Raw genomic sequence first — 21,733 nt, 5'->3', positions numbered from 1 at the left:
CGGCTGCCCGTACGCGGCGCGGGCCGGGGGCGCGAGGGTGGCGTGGTGCGGGGGTTCCGGCGTGGCCGAGGGAGCGTGAGGGGCGTGTGGTGCGGGGTTCCGGTGTGACCGGAGAAGTGCCGGGTGGCGTGGCGCCGGGTTCCGGCGCGCCCGGGAAGGGGCCCGGTGGCGCGGTACGGGGTTCCGGTGCGGCCGGAGAAGGCGCGGATGGCGCGGTGCGGGGCGCCGGGGGGGCGCCGGGGCGGTCGGGGCCGGGGCCCGGCGTGCTCTACCTGCGGTTCCACCAGGCCACCGGGGCGGCGCCGGGAGCGGACACCTATGAAGGGCTGCTGGCCCTGCTCGCCGAGGTGACCCCGGTGGTCGAGGCGCTGCCGCCGGACGCCGCGCTCGCCGATGTCCGGGGCGCGCTGCGCTACTTCGGGCGGGACGCGGCGGGGCTGGCGGAGATCGTACGGGTGCGCGCCCTGGCCCGGTACGGCGTGGACTGCACCGTGGGCGTCGCGGCCAACCCGCTGCTGGCCCGGATGGCCGCCGCCGCGCACCTGCGGGAGACCGCCGGACGCACCGGGGGCGTGCGGGGCGTGCCGGCCGGCGCGGTGCGCACCGTCCCCGACGACCCGGAGGCGGTCGCCGCCTTCCTCGCGGACAAGCCCGCGGCCGCGCTGCACGGCGTCGGGCCCGCGACCGCCCGGACGCTGTGCGCGTACGGGCTGGACAGCGTCGAGCGGATCGCGGCCGCCCCGCTGCCCACCTTGCAGCGCATCCTGGGCGCGGCGGCCGGGCGGCGGGTCCAGGAGCGGGCGCGCGGCATCGACCCGGCGCCCGTCACCCCCAACGCCCCCGCCCGTTCGATCGCCGCGGAACACCGCTTCGGCCACGACGAACTGGACGCCGGGCGGCGCCGCCGCGCGCTGCTCACCCTCGCCGACGGGCTCGGGGTCCGGCTCCGTACGGAGGGCCGGGTGGCCCGCACCCTCACGCTGACCGTGCGCTACGCGGACCGGACCCTGACCTCCCGTGCCCGGACGCTGCCCGAGCCCACCGCGCACACCCCGGACCTGGTCGCCGCCGCCTACGCGCTGCACGAGGCGTTCGGGCTCCAGCGGGCGCGGGTGCGGTCGCTGGGCCTGCGGGCCGAGGGGCTGACGGACGCCGGGGCCGCCGCCCATCAGCTGACGTTCGACCCCGCGGACGACAAGGCGCGGCGAGTGGAGGCCGCCGCGGACCGAGCCCGGGCCCGCTTCGGCGCGGAAGCGGTCCGGCCCGCCGGCTTCCTGCGGGCGGCGTGAGTCGCCGGCGGGAAGCCGGCGAGGCCCGCGCGGGCGGTCGCCCGGACGGTCCTCGGCGGGCGCCGGCGCGGGGATGCGCCGGGACCGGGCACGCGGAACCCGTGGGCCGGGCGCGGCCGCCGTGGTCCGCCCGCCCGTGCGCGGCGGGCGGGCCACCGGCAAAGGTCACTCGGTGACCAGCTCCACCGGGATGTTGCCGCGGGTGGCCTTGGAGTACGGGCAGACCTGGTGGGCCTGCTCGACCAGCTGCCGGCCGGCCTCGCCCTGCAGGTGCTCCGGCAGTTCCACCCGGAGCGTGACCTTGATCCCGAAGCCGCCGGTCTCGTCCTTGCCGATGCCGACCTCGGCGGTGACCGAGGCGTCCTTGGTGTCGACCTCGGCCTGGCGGCCCACGACACCGAGCGCGCCGGCGAAGCAGGCGGCGTAGCCGGCGGCGAACAGCTGCTCCGGGTTGGTGCCCTGTCCGTCACCGCCCAGCGCCGGCGGCGGCGCCAGCGGCAGGTCCAGCCGGCCGTCGGAGCTCACGGCCCGTCCCTCGCGGCCGTTGGCCGTGGCTACCGCGGTGTACAGCGCGTCCATGAAAACCGTCCCTCACCTGGTCTGCTGCGTGGTGGCGCGGGGGCCGGACAGGCCCGGCCCCCGGATACCGGCGGACCGGGCGCCCGGCGCCCGTCCCTCCGTCCCGCAGAACAGTAGTGCACAACTTAATTGCGTACAACCAAAAGGTAGGCTTGAGGGATGGCACGCCACTCCGACCCCCCGGCGCGTAACCCCGCCGCCACCCCGGTCGAGGAGCACGACCTGCTCCGCCTCGACCTCCAGATCTGCTTCGCGCTGCACGCCGCCTCCCGGGCCTTCGGGGGGGTCTACCGGCAGGTCCTCAAGGAGACCGGGCTGACCTATCCGCAGTACCTGGTGCTGCTGGTGCTCTGGGAGCACGGCGAACTGCCGGTCAAGCAGCTCGGCGCGCACCTGCGCCTGGACTCCGGAACGCTCTCCCCGCTGCTCAAGCGGTTGGAGGGGGCCGGGCTGGTGCAGCGGGAGCGCAGCGCCCGGGACGAGCGTTCGGTGACCGTCCGGCTCACCGCGGACGGCGCGGCGCTCAAGGAGGACGCCCGTGCCGTTCCCCCGCAGGTGATCGCGGCCAGCGGTCTGGACCCGCGGGAGCTGGCCGATCTGCGCGACCGGCTGCACCGGCTCACCCGGGCGCTGGACTCCGCGCTGGAGGCTTCCGGTCCGGCCCCGGACGCCCCCTCGGCCGGAACCGGCCGGGACCCCGGCCCCGGGTACTGACCGGGACCCCGCGCCCCGGGTCCCGGTCGGGGGCTCCGCCCGGTACGCCGCCGCGGCGCGGGGACCGGTGCGGGGAGACCCGCCGGGTACGGGCCGGACGCCGGGGGTACGGGCAGCCGGGCGGCGGGTGCGGGGGCCGGCGAGGACCGGGCGCGGGGGCGAGGGCCGGCCGCGGGCGGGGGAGGCCCGCCGGGCCGCGACCCGTGCCCGCACCCGTGGGAAGGTGGTCCGTATGACCGGATCACACGCCCGTACGTCCGCACGCGAGTTGATCGAGACCGTCGTCGACCCCGGGACCTGGGAGTCCTGGGACGAGCCGGTCGCCGTCACCACCGAGGACCCCGGCTACCGGGCCGACCTGGAGCGCGCGCGGGCCCGTACCGGTCTGGACGAGTCGGTCCTCACCGGTGAGGGCCGGGTGGACGGCCGCCGGGTCGCGCTCGTGGCCTGCGAGTTCCGCTTCCTCGCCGGGTCGATCGGGGTCGCCTCGGGGGAGCGGCTGGTGCGTGCCGTGGAGCGCGCGACCCGGGAGCGGCTGCCGCTGCTCGCCGCACCCGCCTCGGGCGGCACCCGGATGCAGGAGGGCACCATCGCGTTCCTGCAGATGGTGAAGGTCGCCGCGGCGATCACCGAGCACCGGGCGGCCGGACTGCCCTACCTGGTCTACCTGCGGCACCCGACGACGGGCGGGGTGCTCGCCTCCTGGGGGTCGCTCGGCCATGTGACCGCCGCCGAGCCGGGTGCCCTCATCGGGTTCCTCGGCCCCCGGGTGCACGAGGCGCTGTACGGCGAGGAGTTCCCGGCCGGGGTGCAGGTGGCCGAGAACCTGCTGGCGCACGGTCTGGTGGACGCGGTGCTCTCGCCGTCCCAGCTCGCCGTGGTCGCCGCCCGGGTGCTGCGGGTGCTGTGCGCGGACGGTGCCGGCCCGGCCGGGGGCCGCGGACCCGCCGCCCCGGAACCGGTCGTACCCGCGCCGGGGTCCGCCGTACCGGACACGGCCGTACCCGGCCCCGCCGCGCCGGAGCCGGCGATACCCGGGCCCGCCGCGGGTCCGTGGGCCGGGGCCCCGGGTGCCGGCCCGGCGGGCGGGCCGGGGCGCGGAGCGGCCCCGGCGCCCACGCGGGACGCGCCGGCCGGCGACCCGGCAGGCGCCCCCGCGGGCGGCCAGGCGCCGCCCGCCGAGGTGTCGATCCGCCGGTCCCGGGAGCCCGGGCGCCCCGGGGTGCGGGCCCTGCTGCGCGCCGCCGCCGAGGACGTCACCCCGCTCAGCGGCACCGGCGCCGGCGAGCACGACCCCGGCCTGCTGCTCGCCCTGGCGCGGGTCGGCGGCACGCCCTGCGTGGTGCTCGGCCACGACCGCCACCCAGCCGAGGGCCCCGGCCAGGCGCTCGGCCCGGCCGGGCTCCGTACCGCCCGGCGCGGGATGGGAATCGCCGCGGAACTGGGCCTGCCGCTGCTCACCGTGGTGGACACCGCGGGGGCGGCGCTCAGCCGCGAGGCCGAGGAGGGCGGCCTGGCGGGTGAGATCGCCCGCTGCCTCGCCGACATGGTGACGCTCCCGGCGCCGACCCTGTGCCTGCTGCTCGGTCAGGGGGCCGGCGGCGCCGCCCTCGCGCTGCTGCCCGCCGACCGGGTGATCGCCGCCCGGCACGCCTGGCTCTCCCCGCTGCCGCCGGAGGGCGCGTCGGCGATCCTGTACCGCACCACCGACCGGGCGTACGAGACCGCGGACCGCCAGGGCGTGCGCTCCGCCGACCTGTTCGCCCACGGGATCGTGGACCGGATCGTCGAGGAGGACGACGACCCGGGTGGTGACCGGGACGGGGCACGGGGACGGGCGCCGGGCCGGGACCCGGGTCCGGCCGCGGGTGCGGCGTCCGCCGGGGGGTTCCTGGCCCGGCTCGGCGGGGTCCTGGGCGCCGAACTCGCCGTCCTGCGGGCCGAGGACCCCGCGGAGCGGCTCGCCGCGCGGCGCGCCCGGCACCGGGGCATGGGGCTGCCCGGCTGACTCCGGCACCGCCGGGTTGACGACGAATGGGGGTCAAAGGGGCGGGGCGGCCAGGTGAATTGACAAGATTAGGCTTGCCTAACCTAATGTCTCTCCGTGTACGAGAACGATCTCGAAGCAACAGCCCCCCGTCCTCCGTCCGACCACCGATTACTCCACCTCCTGGCGCTCAACCCCACCGACTCCGTCACCGAGGGGTACCTGCCGGCCGCCGCCCGGCTCGGTCTCACCGTGACCGTGCTCACCGACCAGCCGGAAGCCCACGAGCGCGCCCTGGCGCGGTACGCGGCGGACGGCGGGACGCTGCCCGAGCTCACCGTGACACCCTGCGCGGTACGCGACTTCCGCGAGGTCGTCAGCCACCTCGCCGCGCTGCCCCGGCGGCCCGGCGCGGTCTTCAGCAACAGCGACCACCTCCAGGTCCAGGCCGCGCTCGCCGCCGACTTCCTCGGCCTGCCGGGGAAGGACTGGCGGGCCGCGCTGCGGACCAGGGACAAGGCCGAGTTACGCCGCGCCCTGGCCGCCGCCGGCCTCGACACCGTCCGCTCCGCCGAACTGCCCGCCGGCCGTGACCCGGCCGTACTGCTCGCCGCCCGCCCGCCGTTACCCATGCCCTGCGTGGTCAAGCCCCGCGAGGGCGTGGCCAGCGAGGACGTCTTCCTCGCCGCGGACACCGCCGAACTGCTCGCCCGCTGCCGGGAGATCCAGCGCCGCCGGCCCGGCGAGGCGCTGGTGGTGGAGGAGTTCCTGGACGGCCCGGTGCGGACCCTGGAGACCCTGGGCGACGGGCGGGTCCTGCATCCGTTCGCCGCCTTCCGCACCGACATCTCGCCGCCCCCGCACTTCATCGAGGAGCGCCTGGTGCTGCTCCCCGAGCCCCCGCGGCCGCACACCACACAGGTGCTCGCCCAGCTGCGCGCCCTCGGCGTCGGCCTGGGCGCCTGCCACACCGAATACGTGGCCCAGGGCGACCGGGCCCGCCTGATCGAGGTCAACTACCGCTCCATCGGGGACCAGTGCGACCTGGTCCTGGCCGAACTGCTCGGCATCCCCCTCTTCGAACACGTCCTCCGCGCCCACCTGGGCCTGCCGCTGCCCGCCCGGCTCGGCGCCCGGACCGACGCCAGGGCGCGGCTGGAGTACATCGTCGCGGACCGGCCGGGGCGGCTGGTATCGGCGCCCGCCGCCTCCGTGCGGGAGACCGACGGGGTACGTCTGGACTACCGTCCGCTGCGCGAGACCGGCACCGAGCGGCCCCTGCACCGCACCAACCGCGACTTCCTGGGCGTCCTGCGGGCCACCGGTACGGACCAGCACCGGATCGACCGCGCGGTGGCGGAGTTCCTGGCCGTGAACCGATGGGAGATCGCGCCATGACCGAGCAGGCCCCGCACCACGGAACCGCGCCGCGGCGCCCCCGGACCGGCCGTCCGCCCCGCCTCCGCCGTCCCGCCGGACGCCACCGCTCCTCCCGCCCCCGCCGGCCGTCACCCCGGCCACCCCGTCCGCCGTCGCCACCACCCCCTCCCGCCCATGCCACCCCGGCCGCCACCACCGTCCCGCCGGCCGGGCCGCCCTGCGAGGGGCACCCTGCCCCCGGACGCGGGCCGGGCGCCGCAGCGGCCCCGGCCCCGGACGTCGAGGAGCGGGCGGTGCTGTGCGCGGTGGTCACCGCGCTGCTCCGCGAGGACGCCTACGGGCTGCGCGGCCGGTCCCGCCCGGACCGCCGCCCGGACGGCGACTGGCTCCACGTCCCGGTGGGGGAGGCCGGCCGGCTCGCCCTGCCGGTCGGCCCGGACGGCTTCCTGAGCGACACCGCGCTGCGCCGCCCGCTGGTGGAGCACCACCCCGCCGGCGGCACCGCCGTCCGCACCCTCACCACCCTCGACGCGGTCCTCGCCGTGTTACGCCACGCCGTCACCGACGAGCCCGACCGCTACGACACCTTCGTCACCGAGTGCCGCGCCGAACTCGCCGCCGTCCGCCACCTGGCGCGGATCCGCCCCCAGGTGCTGGCCGGCCTGGCGTCGGCGTACGGCGACCGGCCCGCCGAGCGGTGGACCGGACTCACCGGCGCACTCGCCTACGACACCCTCGCCGCGTTCCGCGCCCACCCGGTCCACCCCACCGGCCGCGCCCGCCACGGCCTCGCCCCGCACCGGCAGGCGGCGTACGCCCCGGAGACCCACCCGGTCTTCCCGGTCCGCTGGGTGCTGCTGCCCCGCGCGGCGGTCACCGGTGACACCACCCGGCTGCCCGGCTGGTGGCCGCCCGCCGCCCGGCTCGGCCACCCCGCCCTGGACCACAGCCACCTGGCCCTCCCGGTCCACCCGCTCACCGCCGAGGAGGCCCTGCCGGCCGCGCTGGAGACCACCGGTCTCGCCCCGGCCGCCCGGTGGACCGACCCGGCCGGCCACCCCCGGCCGCTGGTGCGGCCCACCCTGTCCATGCGGACCGTCGCGGTCACCGACGACCCGGCCGTCCACCTGAAACTGCCGCTGCCCACCGCCACGCTCGGCGCGCTCAACCGGCGCACCGTCAAGCCCGGCACGCTCACCGACGGCGCCGTGGCCCAGCGCCTGATGGAGGAGGTGCGCGCCCGCGAGCCGGCCCTCGCCCGCACCCTGCTGCTCGCCGACGAGACCGGCCACCTGCACGCCGGCCACGAACTCCTCGCCGTACTCGTGCGCCGCTACCCGGCCGGGCTGGACCGGTGCCAGGTCGTCCCGGTCGCCGCACTCCCCGCCGCCACCCCCGCCGGACCGCCGGTGGCCGTCGCGCTCGCCGAGCACTTCTACGGCGGCGACCTCACCGCCTTCCTCGGCGCCTACCTGGACACGCTGTTCACCGTCCACACCCTCCTCTTCGGCCACGGCGTCGCCCTGGAGGCACACCAGCAGAACACCTCCGTGGTACTGGACCGGCCCGGTGGCGGGCGTCCCCGGCTGCGGCTGCTGATCAAGGACCACGACGGGCCGCGGGTCCACCCCGGGCGGCTCGCCGCCGCCCTCGGCCCCGGCGGCGCCCGGCGCGCCGCCGCCCTGTGCCGCTTCGACGACCCGCGCATCACGGTGGACACGGACGGCCCGCTGGCCGACGTGTTCACCACCATCACCGTGCACCTGTGCGCCGCCGCGCCGCTGCACGCGCTCGCGGCGGCCGGCTCGCGGCGGCCGCCGGCCGGGCTGCTCCGCGACCGCCTCGCCGCCGCCGTCGCCCGGCTGGGAACCACGCCCGGCAGTTCCGGCGCGGTGCTCCGCGCCCGGCTGTTCGACGTCGATCATCTGCCGGTGAAGGCCATGGTCACCGCCGGCACCCTCTACAGCAAGCGGCGCTCCGGCGCCGCCGACATCAACAAGCACTACACCAGCGGGCCCAACTACCTCCGCCGGGCCATGCCATGACCGGCCGGACCCTCGGCCGGACCCCCGCCGCCGGCCACCCGACCCCGCAGGAGCCCCGTATGCCCCCGTCCCGGACGGCCCTGGCCCCCGCCGACCACGTCGTCAGCCACACCCTCCTCAACTGCCTGCTGCGGGAGGTGTCCCAGCCCGAGCGCCACACCGCCGTGCACGACGGCCACCTGCTGGTGCGCCTGCCGTGCAGCGGGGTGCTGCTCCGCGTCGCGCTCCGCCGCACCTCGCTGATCGGCGCCCACCGGTTCACCGGCCCGGTCGCCGAACGGACCTGCGGCGGGGAGTGGGCGCGGGTGAGCTGGCACGCCCTGGCCCGGCACATCCACCGCGAACTGCGGCTGCGCACCGGGGTCGCCAACGACGAGTTCCTCGCCCAGGTCGCCTCCAGCCACGCGGGCGTGCAGGCCGCCCTGGAACGGCACCGGACCCCGGCCGGCGACCCGGCGGCGGCCGGGGACGACACCCCGGACCCCGGCACCGACCCGTACCTGGCGTCCGAACGGTCGCTGCTGTTCGGGCACCGCTTCCACCCGACCCCCAAGGCCCGGACCGGCAGCGCCGAACAGTGGCGCCGCTACGCCCCCGAGGCCGCCGCCCGCTTCCCCCTGCGCCACCTCGCCGTCCGCCGGGAGCACGTCCGGGAGGAGGCCGCCACCGCGGGCGCGCTCGCCGTGCTGGACCGGCAGCGCCCGGTGCCCGACGGGTACCGGCTGCTGCCGGCGCACCCCTGGCAGTACGCCATGCTCCGCGACCACCCGGTGCTGCGCGCCGCGCTGGACCGCGGCACCGTCCTGGACCTCGGGGCCGGCGGGCCGGAGTTCGCCCCGACCGCCTCGGTGCGCACCCTCTACGACGGGCGGGACTTCCTGAAGTTCAGCCTCCAGGTGCGCATCACCAACTGCCTGCGGAAGAACGCCGAGTACGAGCTGGCCGGGGCGGTCGCGCTGACCCGGCTGCTGGAACCGGTCGCCACCTCGCTCGCCGACCGCTTCCACGGCTGCGAACTGCTCCGCGAACCGGCGTACCGCACCCTGGACCTGGGCAGCCGCCACCTGCTCGAAGGGCTCGGCGTCATCGTGCGGGAAGGGCTCGCCGTCCGGCTGCGGCCCGGCCTGACCGCCCTGCTGGCCGCCGCCGTCGCCGACGAGTACCCCACCGGCCCGGCGCACGTCTCCCGCCTGCTGGAGGACGCCGGGCCGCGCGAGACCCTCACCTGGTGGGAGACGTACCTGCGGCTGCTGGTGCCGCCGGTGCTCGCCGCCTACTTCGACCACGGCGTGGTCCTCGAACCCCACCTGCAGAACGTGGTCGTCGGCGTGGACGCGGCCGGCACCCCCCGGCAGGTCCTGCTGCGCGACCTGGAGGGCACCAAGCTGCTGGCCACCCACCACCGGGCCGCGCTCGCCGCACTGCCCCCGGCCGTGGCCCGCCCGCTCACCTACGACCCGGCGCGCGGCTGGGACCGGGTCGTGTACTGCCTGCTCGTCAACCACCTCGCGGAGCTGCTCGCCGCCCTCGCCGACCTGCACCCCGCGCTGGAACCGGCGCTGTGGGCCGCGGTCCGCCGGGAACTGGCCGCGCGCGCCGCGGCGCACGGGCGGCCCCCGCGGCTCACCGCGCTGCTCGCCGGCGCGCCGCTGCCCGCCAAGGCCAACCTGCTCACCCGCTGGCGGCGGAAGGCGGACCGGGAGGCCGGCTACGTGCGCATCGGCAGCCCCCTGGGACCCGGCCCGCTCCCGGAGGCACACCCCGCCACCCCAGCGGGTACGCGCACCACGGCGGACGGCTGAGCGGCCCCCGCGGCCGGACGGCCGCCCGGATCCCCCACATCCTCACCCCCAGGAGCCATCAGTGATCACCGAACAGGTCGCCGCACTCGCCGGAGAGCTGACCGACGACCAGCTGCCGGCCTACCTGCACGACATGACCGACCTGGCGGCGCACGCCGGCACGGTGCGCGCCGCGCTGCCGGACCGCGTCGAGCTGTACTACGCGGTCAAGGCCAACCCCGCACCGGAGATCCTCCGCGCGCTCGCCCCGCACGTCACCGGGTACGAGGTGGCCTCGGCCGGCGAACTGACCCACGTCCGCGACACCGTCCCCGAACTCCCCCTCGCCTTCGGCGGGCCCGGCAAGACCGAGGCGGAGCTGCGGCTGGCGCTGGAGACCGGGGTGCACCGCATCCACGTGGAGAGCGAGTCCGAACTCCGCCTGCTGGCCGCCCTGGCGGAGCAGGTCCCGGTCCGCCGCCCACCCGAGGTGCTGCTCCGGGTCAACCTGCCCACCGGGTCCGGCGCCCTGGACGGCGCCGCGCTCACCATGGGCGGCCGGCCCACCCCCTTCGGCCTCGACCCGGAACGCCTGGCCGGCTGCCTGCCGCTGCTGGCCGGCAGCCGGCTGCGGCTGCGCGGCTTCCACGCCCACCTGGCCAGTGGCCTGGAGGCCCCGGCCCAGCTGGCGCTCGCCGAGCGGATCGTCACCTGGGCCCGGACCGCCGCCGACCGGTACGGGCTGCCGCTGGACGAGGTGAACATCGGCGGCGGCATGAACGTGGACTACGGCCGTCCGGAGCGGCGCTTCGACTGGGCCGGCTACGGCGCCGGGCTGGCCGCGCTCGCCGACCGGCACCCCGGCACGGTGCTGCGCATCGAACCCGGCCGTGCCCTCACCGGCTACTGCGGCTGGTACGTGACCGAGGTGCTGGACGTCCGGCACAGCGCCGGCGAGGCGTTCGCGGTGCTCCGCGGCGGCACCCACCACCTGCGCACCCCCGCCGCCAAACAGCACGACCACCCCTTCACCGTGCTGCTCCGCAACGACTGGGCCCGGCCCTGGCCCCGGCCGGGCGTCCACGGGGAACCGGTCACCCTCACCGGGCAGCTGTGCACCCCCAAGGACGTGTTCGCCCGCCGGGTCCCGGTCGGCCGGGTCCGGGCCGGGGACCGGGTGGCCTTCGCGGTGGCCGGCGCGTACGCGTGGAACATCTCGCACCACACGTTCCTGATGCACCCGGCCCCCGCGTTCTACTTCCTCGGCTGACCGGCTGACCGGCTGTCACCGGCGGGCCGGCCGGCCGTCCGCGGTGACCGGCCGCCCGTCCGGGGTGACCACCGGCCGGCGCCGGTTCCCGCCGGGCGGTGGCCGGCCGGCGGCGAGGGGCTGCCGCCGGTCAGCCGCCGAGGCCGGTCACGAAGCGCTGCTCGGCGCCCGCCGGCCGGTACCCGAACCACGCGTTGACGGCGAGCATCGGACCGTTCTCCGTGTCGTTGCCGGTGTACGCCCAGGCGCAGCCGGCGGCCCGGGCCAGCCGGAGCGAGTGGCTCTTCACCAGCTTCGCCAGGCCGCGCCCCCGGTGCGCGCGGACCGTACCGGTCATCGCCGAGAGGTACCCGCCCTCGCCGTCGGTGTGCGCGGTGGCGAACGCGACGACCGCGCCGCCGGCGACGGCGAGCGTGGTGAGTCCACGGTCGAAGTCGGGGTGGGACCAGTACAGCGCGAGCCAGTCCTGGTAGGAGAGCGTGTCGCTGGGCACGTCGCCCGGCTCGTCCAGGGTGGCCTCGACGTCCGCGCGGTAGAACGGCCGCGGGTCGTCGGCCAGGTCGGCGGCGATGCACAGCTCCACCCCGGGCGGCGGGCCGGCCGGGGCGGGCGGCTCGGCGGCGCGCAGGTCGAGCCGCAGGTAACGAGCCACCCGCAGCGGCCGGTAACCGCGCCGGACCGCGAAACCGGGGGAGCCGTCGTCCGTCACCGCCCAGGTGTAGAGCGAGGTGGCGCCCAGATCGGTGAGATACCGCTCGGCCTCCGCCACCAGCGCGCCGCCCGCCCCCCGGCCCCGCTCCCGCGGGTGCACCATCGGATGGGCGAACGCCTGCCCCGGCTCACTGCTGTCGAAGGCCAGCCCCACGCCCGCGCAGCCCACCACCCGCCCGTCGATCTCGGCGACCAGCATCCGGAACCGCTGCGCGGCCGGGGCCCCCGCGACCTGCCAGGCCACCCCGGCCGGGCTCATCACGTGGTACGGCCGCACCAGACGGCGGACGGCGACCAGGGCGTCCGCGTCCGCCGGACGGAAGTCCCGCACCAGCACCCCCGGCGCCGCGCCGGTGCGCGCGTCGTCGCCACCGGGCCGCCCGGCCCCTGTCCCGTCGGATGCCATCTTCGCCACTCCTCCCGTACCCCCGGGACGGCCGGGACCTCCGCCGGCTCCGACCGGTCGTCCCCGCGCCGTCCCCGGCCGCCGTTTCTCTCCCGCCGTCGCCGGCGCCGTGCCCCGCACCGCCTCGGCCACCCGGCCGTCGCCCGCCCGCCCGCCATGCCGGGACCGGTCGTCACGTCCCGGCACCCGGGAGGTTCGCCCCCGCCCCGGCCGGCGGCGGTCAGACCGTCAGCTCGCGGACGTAGCGCCAGCCGGCCGCCGCGGGGCGCAGGCCGAGCGACCGGGCGGCGTCGAGCAGCGCGGTGTCGTCGGCGTCGTGCCCGACGAAGACCTCGGCACAGCCGGCCGCCGCGGCCCGGTGCAGCGCGTGGGCGGTGGTGAGTTCCGCCAGCTCCCGCCCCCGCTCCCCGGGGAGCACACCGGTCCGGACCGACACCCGGCGGCCGCCGTCGCGGTACACCGCGCTGTACGCCGCCACCGCCCCGTCCACCAGGGCCACCGAGGAGAGTTCCGGGCTGCGGTCGGGGCGGCCCCACTCGGCCGTCAGCCACTCCTCGTACTCCGCGTAGCCCCCGCAACCCTCGTGCGCCCCCCGTCCACCCCGCCCGGCCGGCCCCGGGCCACCTCGGTCTCGGCGGTGTGCCACCCCCGCGGGTCACCGGCGAGGTCGGCCGCGGTGCGCAGCTCCACCCCCGGCGGCACCCGGGGGGCGGCGGGCGCGGCGGCGGCCGGATCCAGCCGCCAGAACCGGTAGCCCGCGGCGCGCCGGTAGCCCCGGCGCTCGGCGAAGGTGACGCACGGCCGTTCGTCGAGCGTCCGGATGTGGACGGCGGTGGTGCCCAGCCCGGCGAGGTGCTCCTCGGCGTGGTGCAGCAGCGCGGTGCCGACGCCCCGGCGCCGGTGCGCGGGGTGCACCCGCACCTCGGCGAAGGCGTGTCCGGCCGCGCCGCCCGCGGTGCACATCCCGGTGGCGGCGGTGCCCACCACCGTCCCGCCGGCCTCGGCGACCAGGAGGCGGTGGCGCCGTCCGGCCGGGGCGTGCGCCACTTCCCACGCGACGCCCTCTGCGGTGCTCACCCCGTACGGCCACGCGGCGCGGCGTGCTTCGGCCACCGCTTCGGCGTCTGCCACGCGAAAGTCGCGCACGATCAACGTCATGAGGTCGCAGGGTACGGCGTGACCGGGTGGTGCGCCGCACCATTTCCGGGCGTTGGGATGGCCGGATGTCATCGGTTCGTGCCGGTCCCGGGCGGCGGCCCCGGCACCGGTGCCCGGTCCGGCGCCGCCGCAGGTCAGCCTGGCTCCGTACCGGCTCCGTACCGGCTCCCTCCGGTCGTGCCCGGTCGTGCCCGGTCGCGCCCGGGCACGACCGGCCGGATCCGGTCGTGCTCGGGCATGTCCGGTCGCGGCCGGTCGTGCCCGCCGGGAGGGGTGCGTTTCCGTACCGGGCCGGTCGCCTCCGCCGGGAGGGGGCCGGCCGGCCGGGTGCGGTGGCGCCCCGCGCCGGAGCCGGCGGCGGAGCGCCGGCGGGTGACGGACAATGTGGCACCGACCCGCACCGGCACCCCTGGAGACGCACCGTGGCCCTGCAGATCACCGTCCACCCGGACTCGGCGACCGCCCCGTTCGAACAGGTCCGCGCCCAGATCGCGGAACAGGCCCGGTCGGGCGCGCTGCCGGTGGGGTACCGGCTGCCGACGGTACGCGGCTTCGCCGAGGAGCTCGGACTCGCCGCCAACACCGTGGCCAAGGCGTACCGCGCCCTGGAGGCGGACGGGGTGGTGGAGACCCGGGGCCGCAACGGCACCTTCGTCGCCGCCGCCGGGGACGCCGCCGCCCGGGAGGCGGCCGAGGCCGCGGTGGCCTACGCCCGGCGGGCGCACCGGCTGGGCCTGGACCGGACCGCCGCGCTCGGCGCGGTCCAGGACGCGCTGCGAGCGGTGTACGAGGAGCGGTGACACCGGCGGTGTCGGGAGGGCGGCGCGGGGCCTGCGGGGACGCGTCCCGGCGCGGCCCCGACCGCCCGTCGCCTCCGCCGGTCCGGCACGTCCGCCGCCCGTCGCCTCCACCGGCCCCGTCGGATCCGCCACCCACGCACACCCGCAACCGGCGCGCCGCCGTCCACCGCCCACCCGCCGGGCGGCCCGGCCCGACCGCGCGCGTCAGCCGGCCGGGCGCGTCAGCCGGTCGCGCCGGCCGCCCCCGCGCCTGCCCCGGCCGCGCCGGCCGGCGGGCCGGACCGCCGTGCGGTCGACGCCGCGGCCACCTCGTCGAGGAACTCCAGCATGGCCGCGTTGAACTCCGCCGGCCGCTCCAGGTTCGGCATGTGCGCCGCGCCCTCCACCACCCGCAGCCGGGAGCCCGCGACCAGCCGGTGCAGCGTCCGTGCGTCCTCCACCGGCGTGAACTCGTCGTCCGCGCCGACCACCACCAGCGTCGGCACGGTGACCCCGGCCAGCACCGGCCGGTAGTCCGGGCGCTCGGCGCGGCCCCGCAGCGCCGCGGCGGCCCCCTCCGGCGGGGTGCCGCCCATCATCAGCCGCACATGGGTGGCCACGTCCGGCATCGTCTCGACGGTGCGGGGCGCCACCATCTTCGTCAGCACCTCGTCGGCGTACGGCGCCATGCCCTCGCGCAGCAGCCGGTCGGCCATCGCCCGCCGCCAGGCGCGTCCGTCCGCCGTCTCCGGCTCGGCGGCGGTGTCCGCGAGCAGCAGCCCGCGCACCCGCCCGGGGAAGAGGCGCTGGAACTCCATGACGATCTGCCCGCCCATCGACAGCCCGCCCAGCGCCACCTCCCCGATGCCCAGGCCGTCCAGGAGCGCGGCCAGGTCGGTGGCGAACACCGGGAACGGGGTGCTGCCCGGCACCACCGTGGACTCGCCGTAGCCGCGCAGGTCCGGGGCGATGACGCGGTGCCCCGCCGCAGCGGCCGCCTGGAGCTGGGGGCGCCACATGGAGCGGTCGAAGGGGTGCCCGTGGACCAGCAGCAGCGGCACCGCGCAGGTGCGGGGGCCCAGGTCGTCGTAGCCGATGGCGATTCCGTTCGCGGACGCCGTGGTCATCATCAGATCCCCGTTCTCGCGGTCCTGCCGATCCGTTGTTCCGGATGCTAGGCGCGGCCCGTCGGCGAGTGCAATGATGACTTTGCACTCGGTGCAATCGAGCAAAATGCCTTGCGGGGCGGTACGGAGGGGACGTTGACGGAGGATTACCTGAGCGCGGCCGACGCGGTCGCCCGGGACATCGAGGCCGGACGGCTCCGCCCCGGCGACCGGCTCCCCACCCAGCGGGCCTTCGCCCGGGCCCACGGCATCGCCAACTCCACCGCCGCCCGCGTCTACCGGGAACTGACCCGCCGCGGCCTGGTGGTCGGCGAGGTCGGCCGGGGCACCTTCGTCCGCGCCGACCCGCCGGCGGCCGGCCCGGCGCTCGCCGAACCGGCCGGCCGGCGGGTGGACCTGGAGCTCAACTACCCCTTGGTGGAGGGCCAGGCGCACCTGCTCGCCGCCGGCCTGCGGCCGCTGCTCCGCCCCGACCTGCTGGGTGCCGCGCTCCGCCCGGTGGGGGCGGCCGGCACCGCCGCCGCCCGCGAGGCGGTGGCCGGTCTGCTCACCCGGACCGGCTGGCGGCCGGCGCCCGACCGCGTGCTGTTCGCCGGGAACGGGCGGCAGGCCATCGCCGCCGCGGTCGCCGCCCTGGTGCCGCCCGGCGGCCGGCTCGCCGTGGAGGAGCTGACCTACCCAGTGCTCAAGGCCGTCGCCGCCCGCCTGGGGGTGACCCTGGTCCCGCTGGCCACGGACGCCGACGGGGTGCGCCCCGAGGCGCTGGCCGCCGCCTGCCGGGCGGGCCGGCCGGCCGCCGTCTACCTCCAGCCCACCCTGCACAACCCGCTGGCCACCACGGTGCCCCCGGCACGCCGCGCCGAACTCGCCGACGCCCTGGAACGGCTGGACCTGTACGCGATCGAGGACACCATCTGGGCCTTCCTGTCCGACGGGCCGCCGCCGCTGGCCGCCCTCGCCCCCGACCGGACCGTCCTGATCGACAGCCTCTCCAAACGGCTGGCGCCCGGTCTCACCGCCGGGTTCGCCGTCACCCCGCCCGGGCTGACCGAGCGGTACGCGGCCGCGCTGCGCTCCGGCGGCTGGACCGTCAGCCGGTTCGCCCTGGAGGCGGCGGTCCGCTGGATCGGTGACGGCACCGTGGACCGGATCGTCCGCGCCAAGCGGCACGACGCGGCGGTCCGGCAGCGGATCGCCGCCACCCGGCTGGCCGGCCACACCCTGCGCACCGACCCGGCCGCCTACTTCTGCTGGTGGGAGCTGCCCGCGCCGTGGCGGGCCGAGACGTTCGTGGCCGCCGCGGCCCGGCGGGGCATCGCGGTCGCCCCGGCCGCCGCGTTCGTGGTCGGCGCGGGCCGGGCGCCCGGCGCGGTCCGGCTGGGGCTCGCCTCACCGCCACCGGAGGTGCTCGCCGCCGCGCTGGACACCCTGGGCGCCCTCGCCCGCCGTGCGCCGGAGGACGTCGGCATCTACTGACGCCGGCCGGCCGCCGCCCGGCCGTCCCCCGCACCGGCCGGCGGAGCCGTCCCGCCACCACCGACGGCCCCCGCGGCGGGCTGCCGCGCCCGAGTGGCCGCGGTGCCGCACGCCCGGCCGCCGCGCCCGCGCGGCCGGGGTGCACGAGGCGCGCCCGGCCGGGGGCGGCACCCCGGCCGGGCGCGCCTCACAGGTACAGCCCGGCGTCCGGGGCCGCGGACGGCGCCGGTACCGAGGCCGGTCCGCCGCCCCGGCGCAGCGCGTACAGCTCGGCGAGGGTGGCCCCGTCGCGGCCCACGCCCTCCTCCCGGCCGAGCCAGCCGACCGCCTCCGCGCGGCTGAGCGGACCGACCTCGATCCGGGCCAGGCAGCGGCCGGGCCGGACCACCGCCGGGTGCAGCCGCTCCAGGTCCTCGTTGGTGGTCACCCCGACCAGGACGTTGCGCCCCTGGCCGAGCAGCCCGTCGGTGAGGTTCAGCAGCCGGGACAGGGCCTGGCCCGCGGTGTGCCGCGCCTCGCCGCGGATCAGCTCGTCGCAGTCCTCCAGGAGCAGCAACCGCCAGCGGCCGCCGGCCGGCCCCTCGTCCTCGCCGATGGCGATCTCCATCAGGTAGCCGACGTCGTTGAAGAGCAGCTCCGGGTCGAGCACGCAGTCCACCTGGCACCAGTCCCGCCAGGAGCGGGCCAGCGTCCGCAGCGCGGAGGTCTTGCCGGTGCCGGGCGGGCCGTGCAGGAGCAGCAGCCGGCCGGCGATGTCCTCGGGCGTGAGCTTCACCAGGCCGTCCATCGCCTCGGCCACCGGCGCGCTGTAGTTGCCGCGGATCTCCTCCCAGGTCCCGGCCGTCACCTGGCGGGTGCTGCGGTACGGGCCGCGCCGGGGGGAGAGGTACCAGAAGCCCATGGCGACGCTCTCCGGCTGCGGCTCCGGCTCGTCCGCCGCGCCGTCCACGGCCTGCCGCAGCACCCGTTCGGCCAGTTCGTCGTCGACCGCGGTCACGGTGACGTCGGCCCCCGGCGTCCAGCGGGACACCAGCACCGTCCAGCCGTCGCCCGCGGCCAGGGTGGCGCTGCGGTCGGCGTCGCGGGTGGCCCGGAGCACCGTGGCGCCCGGCGGCAGCAGCGTCACCCCGGACCGCACCCGCTCCACCGAGTGGCTGCGGGCGTACGGCTGCTCACCGGTGGCGAAGCGCCCCAGGAACAGGGCGTCCAGGACGTCGGCGGGCGAGTCGTTGTCGTCCATGGTCAGTCGGATCGGCAGCGTACGGTGGACCGCCGCCGGGCCGTCCCCGCCCCCCGGCGGGCCGGTCACCGGCGCCGGCGGGGTGGTCGCCGGGGCCGGCGGGGGCCGGTGGGGCGGTCGTGGGGGTGGCGGCGGGCTGGTCGGCGGACTCGGCGGACGGGTTCCGCCTCCTGGAACCGGAGCTGCGGTCGGCGCACATGGTGCACATGATCCGCCACCGGGCCGGGCGGCGGTACACGGTTTCCGGGACGGGTCGTGGGGCAGGGGTGCCGCCGCCCCTGCCCCACGACCCGCTCAGCGGGCGCGCCGGCCGTCCGGTGCCACCCGTCCGGCGGTCAGGGCACGATCCGCAGCAGCCGGTTCGGCGAGCCGGTGCCCGGGTTGGTCACCTTGCCCGGGGTGGCGCCGTTCACCAGTGCGGCGGACACCTGTGCCGGGGTGGCCGAGGGGTGCCCGGAGAGGTGGACGGCGGCGGCGCCGGCCACGTGCGGGGCGGCCATCGAGGTGCCGGAGATGGTGTTGGTGGCGGTGTCGGAGGTGTGCCACCCGGCGGTGATCTGGGAGCCGGGGGCGAACAGGTCCAGCCGGGGGCCGTAGTTGGAGAAGCTGGACCGGGCGTCGGTGTTGGTGGTGGCGCCGACGGTGAGGGCCTCCGGGACCCGGGCCGGGGAGAAGTTCTCGGCGTTCTGGTTGGAATTGCCGGCCGCCACCGCGTAGGTCACGCCGCTGGCGATGGAGTTCTTCACCGCGGTGTCCAGGGCGGTGCTCGGGCCGCCGCCCAGCGACAGGTTCGCCACCGACGGGCCGCTGTGGTTCCGGGTGACCCAGTCGATGCCCGCGACCACCTGCGCGGTGGTGCCCGAGCCCTGGTTGTCCAGCACCCGGACGGCGACGACCCTGGCCTTCTTGGCCACGCCGTACCGGGTGCCGGCCGCGGTGGTGGCGACGTGCGTGCCGTGGCCGTTGCCGTCCTGCGCGACGTTGTCGCCGTCCACCGCGTCGTAGCCGTTGACGGCCCGCCCGGCCAGGTCGGAGTGGCTGATCCGGACACCGGTGTCGATGACGTACACGGTGGCGCCCGCGCCGGCGTCGTCGGGATAGGTGTACCGGCGGTCCAGCGGCAGGTTGGCCTGGTCGATCCGGTCCAGGCCCCAGGACGGCGGGTCCGTCTGGGTGGCGGTGGCGGTGACCCGGGTGTCCTGGATCACCTGGTCCACCGCCGGGTCGGCGGCCAGCCGGCGGGCCTGGCCCTCGGTGAGCCGGACGGCGTAGCCGTTGAGCGCGGCGCGGTAGGTGTGCCGCACCGTGCCGCCGTACCCGGCGATCAGGTTCCGGCCCGCCGCCGAGGCGGAGCGGACGCCGGCCGCGTCGTCCAGGGTGACGATGTAGCTGCCCGGGACGGCGTCGGGCGAGCCGGCGCCGACGACCGTGCCCTCGGCCGGCGCGGCGCCCGCGGGGACCGCGGTCAGGGCGCCGAGGACGGTGGCCGCCGCCACCGCGACGAGCGCCGCGGACCGCGCGGAGGTGGTGCGGGGGAGGTGCGTGGTGCTGGTGGTGCGTCGGTTGACACGCTTCACTGCCATCGCGGGAATCCTCCTCGTCGGTGGCGCGCCGGGAACGGGCGCGCACACGGGGGTGCGCCCGGTACCGCCGGGCGCGAGGTCCGTTGGTACTGACGACACCTGGGACCGGTTCAAAGTTTTCTCATCAACCCGCATAGAACAACGGTTTTCGAGGGATGACATAGCCATGTCATTCCGCCGCAACGGTCGAGGCGGCCCGGGTGACGGTCTGTACCGGTTCGCCCCGTCGCCGGGGTGATCCCCCCGAAACAAAGCCAGCAGTGGCCTGCTGAAGGAGACTTGATGAGACTGCCTCGTATCCTCCCCCGGCTGATGAGTGTCGCCGGCGCGCTCGTCCTCGGGTCCGTCGTCGGCCTGTCCGGCGCCGGCGCCGCTCAGGCCTCGGAGGCCGCGGCCGCGCCCGCCTACGTCGCGCTCGGCGACTCGTACTCCTCGGGCGTCGGGGCCGGGAGCTACGACAGCGGCAGCGGGGACTGCAAGCGCAGCACCAAGGCGTACCCGGTGCTGTGGGCCGCCGCGAACTCCCCCTCCTCCTTCAGCTTCACCGCGTGTTCCGGCGCGAAGACCGATGACGTCCTGGCCAAGCAGCTCGGCCCGCTCAACACCGGAACCGGCCTGGTCAGCCTCAGTGTCGGCGGCAACGACGCCGGATTCGCGGACGTCATGACCACCTGTGTGCTCAGCACCGACAGCGGCTGTCTGGACCGGATCAACCAGGCCCGCTCCTACGTCAGCAACACCCTGCCGGGCAAGCTGAACACCACCTACGACACCATCCGCGCCAAGGCGCCCAACGCCCGCGTGGTCGTGCTCGGCTACCCGCGCTTCTACCAGCTCGGCGGCGGCTGCGTCGCCGGGCTGAGCGAGACCAAGCGCGCCGCCATCAACAGCGCCTCCGACCTGCTCAACTCGGTCATCGCCAAGCAGGTCGCGGAGAACGGCTTCACCTTCGCCGACGTCCGGGGCACCTTCACCGGGCACGAGATCTGCTCCAGCAACCCGTGGCTGCACAGCGTGAACTGGCTGAACATCGGTGACTCGTACCACCCCACCGCCTCCGGCCAGTCCGGCGGCTACCTGCCGGCGTTCCGCTCGGCCGCCTGAGCCCGCCGCGCCACCGGCGCGGACGTGCGGCGCGGGGCCCCGGCCGGAAGGACGGCCGGGGCCCCGTCCGGCGAATCCGTGCCGAAACCGCTGTCAACGCCCTTGACGGCGCGGTGAATCCACGACCTTGGATGCACGGGTGACGACTCGGGGAGGTAGGGTTACTCTGCCCGGGGCGGGTGTCTTCGTACGGGTGGGGAGTGTCATGGAGCAGATAACGGTCAGGAGCAGGCCACGGGTGCCTGCCATCACGTGCGGGAGCGGTGCGTCCAGTGCGCGCCTCGACCGCCATCTCGCGGTGCTGGGCGGCCCTGCCGTGCCCCGGCGGGAGGCGGAGGGGGCCACCGTGCTGATGCGGGAGCTCACCGCCCGCGACCACCAGCGCGTCAGGGACAGCCGCACCGCGAGGGTGTCGTTGTTCGCCCCGTTGCGGCGGCTGAGGCGTTCCCTGTTCGGTAACCGCGGCTAGCCCTCGGGCGTCCGCAGCACGTTCGATTCATCGATCATCCCGGGCACCAGGGGAAAGCCGGCCTCGCTCCAGCCGGTCGTTCCGCGCTGTCCGTCCGGGGTGAGTCGTCGCCCGCTCCCCGGCCCGGGATGATCCCTTCCACCGCCGTACCGGTACGCCCCGGCTCCGGTGCGCCCCGGCGGCCGCCGGTTCCACCGGTCCGCCTTCGGCCGCGAGTAATTCCCGGCCCAGCCCGGCCCGGCGCGTCGCCGCCGTGACACCGCCGCCGCGCCGCCGGCGGTCCGCCGTACCGCTGCCGCCGCGCCGCTGACGGCCCCCCGTACCGCCGCCGTACCCGCTGCCGGTCCGGCATCCTCGGTCGTGCCGCTGCCACCGTCGGGTCCACCACGGCGATGCCTCCCGCGGCCGGTGTGCCGCCGTCATGTCCGCGGGCCGTCGCGCCCCGACCCCCTCGCACCCGCCGCTTTCGCCCCCGGACTCTCGCGCCCGGGAGCTTTCACGCTCGGGACCTGTGGTGCCTCCGGGGCCGGTGCCTCGTGCCGCGGGCTTCTCCGCCGCCGCGCCGCGGTGGTGTCCGGGCCGCCGCCGGGAAAGGCCGCCGCCCGGCCAGGGGGCCGGGCGACGCGCCGGGCGGG

At 77.4% G+C, this 21,733-nt stretch carries 18 protein-coding genes; 11 read left to right on the top strand and 7 right to left on the bottom strand.

From position 1 onward, the window contains the following. The first annotated feature begins 263 nt into the window (after positions 1 to 263). Complete coding sequence (locus IHE55_RS04725; protein WP_307826514.1) at positions 264 to 1,289, top strand: DNA polymerase Y family protein; 1,026 nt, start codon at positions 264 to 266, stop codon at positions 1,287 to 1,289. A 165-nt stretch (positions 1,290 to 1,454) separates the two neighbouring features. Here IHE55_RS04725 and IHE55_RS04720 read toward each other — a convergent pair whose 3' ends face one another. Continuing rightward, positions 1,455 to 1,868, bottom strand: a complete 414-nt coding sequence (locus tag IHE55_RS04720; RefSeq protein ID WP_197987867.1) for an organic hydroperoxide resistance protein — start codon at positions 1,866 to 1,868, stop codon at positions 1,455 to 1,457. Positions 1,869 to 2,027: 159 nt separating this feature from the next. Here IHE55_RS04720 and IHE55_RS04715 point away from each other — a divergent pair, with 159 nt between their 5' ends. The 6 genes from IHE55_RS04715 (at position 2,028) to IHE55_RS04690 (ending at position 11,045) form a co-directional block, all read left to right on the top strand. Then, a complete protein-coding gene (locus IHE55_RS04715) occupies positions 2,028 to 2,582 on the top strand; it encodes a MarR family winged helix-turn-helix transcriptional regulator (protein ID WP_197987866.1) in 555 nt (184 codons plus the stop codon). Positions 2,583 to 2,814: 232 nt separating this feature from the next. Next, positions 2,815 to 4,590, top strand: coding sequence for a carboxyl transferase domain-containing protein (locus IHE55_RS04710; RefSeq protein WP_197987865.1), 1,776 nt, complete (start codon positions 2,815 to 2,817; stop codon positions 4,588 to 4,590). 96 nt (positions 4,591 to 4,686) lie between these two features. Next, positions 4,687 to 5,967 (top strand): ATP-grasp domain-containing protein, encoded by a 1,281-nt coding sequence (locus IHE55_RS04705; protein WP_197987864.1) that lies wholly within the window; start codon positions 4,687 to 4,689, stop codon positions 5,965 to 5,967. Positions 5,968 to 6,242: 275 nt separating this feature from the next. Then, entirely contained in the window at positions 6,243 to 7,994 is a 1,752-nt protein-coding gene (locus IHE55_RS04700; protein ID WP_197987863.1) for an IucA/IucC family protein, read from the top strand. A gap of 59 nt (positions 7,995 to 8,053) precedes the next feature. Then, positions 8,054 to 9,796 (top strand): IucA/IucC family protein, encoded by a 1,743-nt coding sequence (locus IHE55_RS04695; RefSeq protein WP_197987862.1) that lies wholly within the window; start codon positions 8,054 to 8,056, stop codon positions 9,794 to 9,796. A gap of 61 nt (positions 9,797 to 9,857) precedes the next feature. Continuing rightward, entirely contained in the window at positions 9,858 to 11,045 is a 1,188-nt protein-coding gene (locus IHE55_RS04690) for a type III PLP-dependent enzyme (protein WP_307826513.1), read from the top strand. Positions 11,046 to 11,175: 130 nt separating this feature from the next. On the opposite strand, the gene IHE55_RS04685 is transcribed toward IHE55_RS04690, so the two are convergent. From IHE55_RS04685 to IHE55_RS04675, 3 genes are all read right to left on the bottom strand, one after another. Next, the gene (locus IHE55_RS04685) at positions 11,176 to 12,162 is read right to left on the bottom strand and encodes a GNAT family N-acetyltransferase (protein ID WP_197987861.1); all 987 of its coding nucleotides are present in this window, start codon (positions 12,160 to 12,162) and stop codon (positions 11,176 to 11,178) included. Between the two features lie 220 nt (positions 12,163 to 12,382). Continuing rightward, the gene (locus IHE55_RS04680; RefSeq protein ID WP_372442620.1) at positions 12,383 to 12,808 is read right to left on the bottom strand and encodes a GNAT family N-acetyltransferase; all 426 of its coding nucleotides are present in this window, start codon (positions 12,806 to 12,808) and stop codon (positions 12,383 to 12,385) included. Next, on the bottom strand, positions 12,706 to 13,320 hold the full coding sequence (locus IHE55_RS04675; protein WP_197987859.1) for a GNAT family N-acetyltransferase: 615 nt from the start codon (positions 13,318 to 13,320) through the stop codon (positions 12,706 to 12,708). Before IHE55_RS04675 ends, IHE55_RS04680 begins: the two co-directional genes overlap by 103 nt. Positions 13,321 to 13,742: 422 nt before the next feature. On the opposite strand from IHE55_RS04675, the gene IHE55_RS04670 reads away from it, so the two are divergent. After that, positions 13,743 to 14,120, top strand: a complete 378-nt coding sequence (locus IHE55_RS04670; protein WP_197987858.1) for a GntR family transcriptional regulator — start codon at positions 13,743 to 13,745, stop codon at positions 14,118 to 14,120. Between the two features lie 221 nt (positions 14,121 to 14,341). Here IHE55_RS04670 and IHE55_RS04665 read toward each other — a convergent pair whose 3' ends face one another. Continuing rightward, on the bottom strand, positions 14,342 to 15,226 hold the full coding sequence (locus IHE55_RS04665) for an alpha/beta fold hydrolase (RefSeq protein WP_197987857.1): 885 nt from the start codon (positions 15,224 to 15,226) through the stop codon (positions 14,342 to 14,344). A gap of 135 nt (positions 15,227 to 15,361) precedes the next feature. On the opposite strand from IHE55_RS04665, the gene IHE55_RS04660 reads away from it, so the two are divergent. Further along, positions 15,362 to 16,702 carry an aminotransferase-like domain-containing protein gene (locus IHE55_RS04660; RefSeq protein ID WP_197987856.1) on the top strand — a complete coding sequence of 447 codons (1,341 nt, stop codon included), beginning with the start codon at positions 15,362 to 15,364 and terminating at the stop codon, positions 16,700 to 16,702. A gap of 187 nt (positions 16,703 to 16,889) precedes the next feature. Here the strand turns inward: IHE55_RS04660 and IHE55_RS04655 are convergent, their stop codons facing one another. Both IHE55_RS04655 and IHE55_RS04650 read right to left on the bottom strand, forming a co-directional pair. Next, positions 16,890 to 17,942 carry a DUF5925 domain-containing protein gene (locus tag IHE55_RS04655; protein WP_197987855.1) on the bottom strand — a complete coding sequence of 351 codons (1,053 nt, stop codon included), beginning with the start codon at positions 17,940 to 17,942 and terminating at the stop codon, positions 16,890 to 16,892. Positions 17,943 to 18,277: 335 nt separating this feature from the next. Continuing rightward, the gene (locus IHE55_RS04650) at positions 18,278 to 19,525 is read right to left on the bottom strand and encodes a S8 family peptidase (RefSeq protein ID WP_197987854.1); all 1,248 of its coding nucleotides are present in this window, start codon (positions 19,523 to 19,525) and stop codon (positions 18,278 to 18,280) included. A gap of 312 nt (positions 19,526 to 19,837) precedes the next feature. Here IHE55_RS04650 and IHE55_RS04645 point away from each other — a divergent pair, with 312 nt between their 5' ends. Both IHE55_RS04645 and IHE55_RS04640 read left to right on the top strand, forming a co-directional pair. After that, on the top strand, positions 19,838 to 20,629 hold the full coding sequence (locus tag IHE55_RS04645) for an SGNH/GDSL hydrolase family protein (RefSeq protein WP_197991784.1): 792 nt from the start codon (positions 19,838 to 19,840) through the stop codon (positions 20,627 to 20,629). A gap of 205 nt (positions 20,630 to 20,834) precedes the next feature. Next, positions 20,835 to 21,098, top strand: a complete 264-nt coding sequence (locus IHE55_RS04640) for a hypothetical protein (protein WP_197987853.1) — start codon at positions 20,835 to 20,837, stop codon at positions 21,096 to 21,098. Positions 21,099 to 21,733 lie beyond the last annotated feature (635 nt).

The organism is Streptomyces pactum (genome assembly GCF_016031615.1).
GTDB lineage: Bacteria > Actinomycetota > Actinomycetes > Streptomycetales > Streptomycetaceae > Streptomyces > Streptomyces pactus.
The sequence above is the reverse complement of the archived record's forward strand: the minus strand, read 5'-3'. Positions and strand labels throughout refer to the sequence as shown.

Bases quoted from the DNA above. Each gene is read 5' to 3' on its own strand.
- IHE55_RS04715 (WP_197987866.1), top strand. From the start codon at position 2,028: ATGGCACGCCACTCCGACCCCCCGGCGCGTAACCCCGCCGCCACCCCG.
- IHE55_RS04655 (WP_197987855.1), bottom strand. From the start codon at position 17,942: ATGGACGACAACGACTCGCCCGCCGACGTCCTGGACGCCCTGTTCCTG.
- IHE55_RS04710 (WP_197987865.1), top strand. From the start codon at position 2,815: ATGACCGGATCACACGCCCGTACGTCCGCACGCGAGTTGATCGAGACC.
- IHE55_RS04695 (WP_197987862.1), top strand. From the start codon at position 8,054: ATGCCCCCGTCCCGGACGGCCCTGGCCCCCGCCGACCACGTCGTCAGC.
- IHE55_RS04645 (WP_197991784.1), top strand. From the start codon at position 19,838: ATGAGTGTCGCCGGCGCGCTCGTCCTCGGGTCCGTCGTCGGCCTGTCC.
- IHE55_RS04720 (WP_197987867.1), bottom strand. From the start codon at position 1,868: ATGGACGCGCTGTACACCGCGGTAGCCACGGCCAACGGCCGCGAGGGA.
- IHE55_RS04665 (WP_197987857.1), bottom strand. From the start codon at position 15,226: ATGACCACGGCGTCCGCGAACGGAATCGCCATCGGCTACGACGACCTG.
- IHE55_RS04685 (WP_197987861.1), bottom strand. From the start codon at position 12,162: ATGGCATCCGACGGGACAGGGGCCGGGCGGCCCGGTGGCGACGACGCG.
- IHE55_RS04640 (WP_197987853.1), top strand. From the start codon at position 20,835: ATGGAGCAGATAACGGTCAGGAGCAGGCCACGGGTGCCTGCCATCACG.
- IHE55_RS04650 (WP_197987854.1), bottom strand. From the start codon at position 19,525: ATGGCAGTGAAGCGTGTCAACCGACGCACCACCAGCACCACGCACCTC.
- IHE55_RS04675 (WP_197987859.1), bottom strand. From the start codon at position 13,320: ATGACGTTGATCGTGCGCGACTTTCGCGTGGCAGACGCCGAAGCGGTG.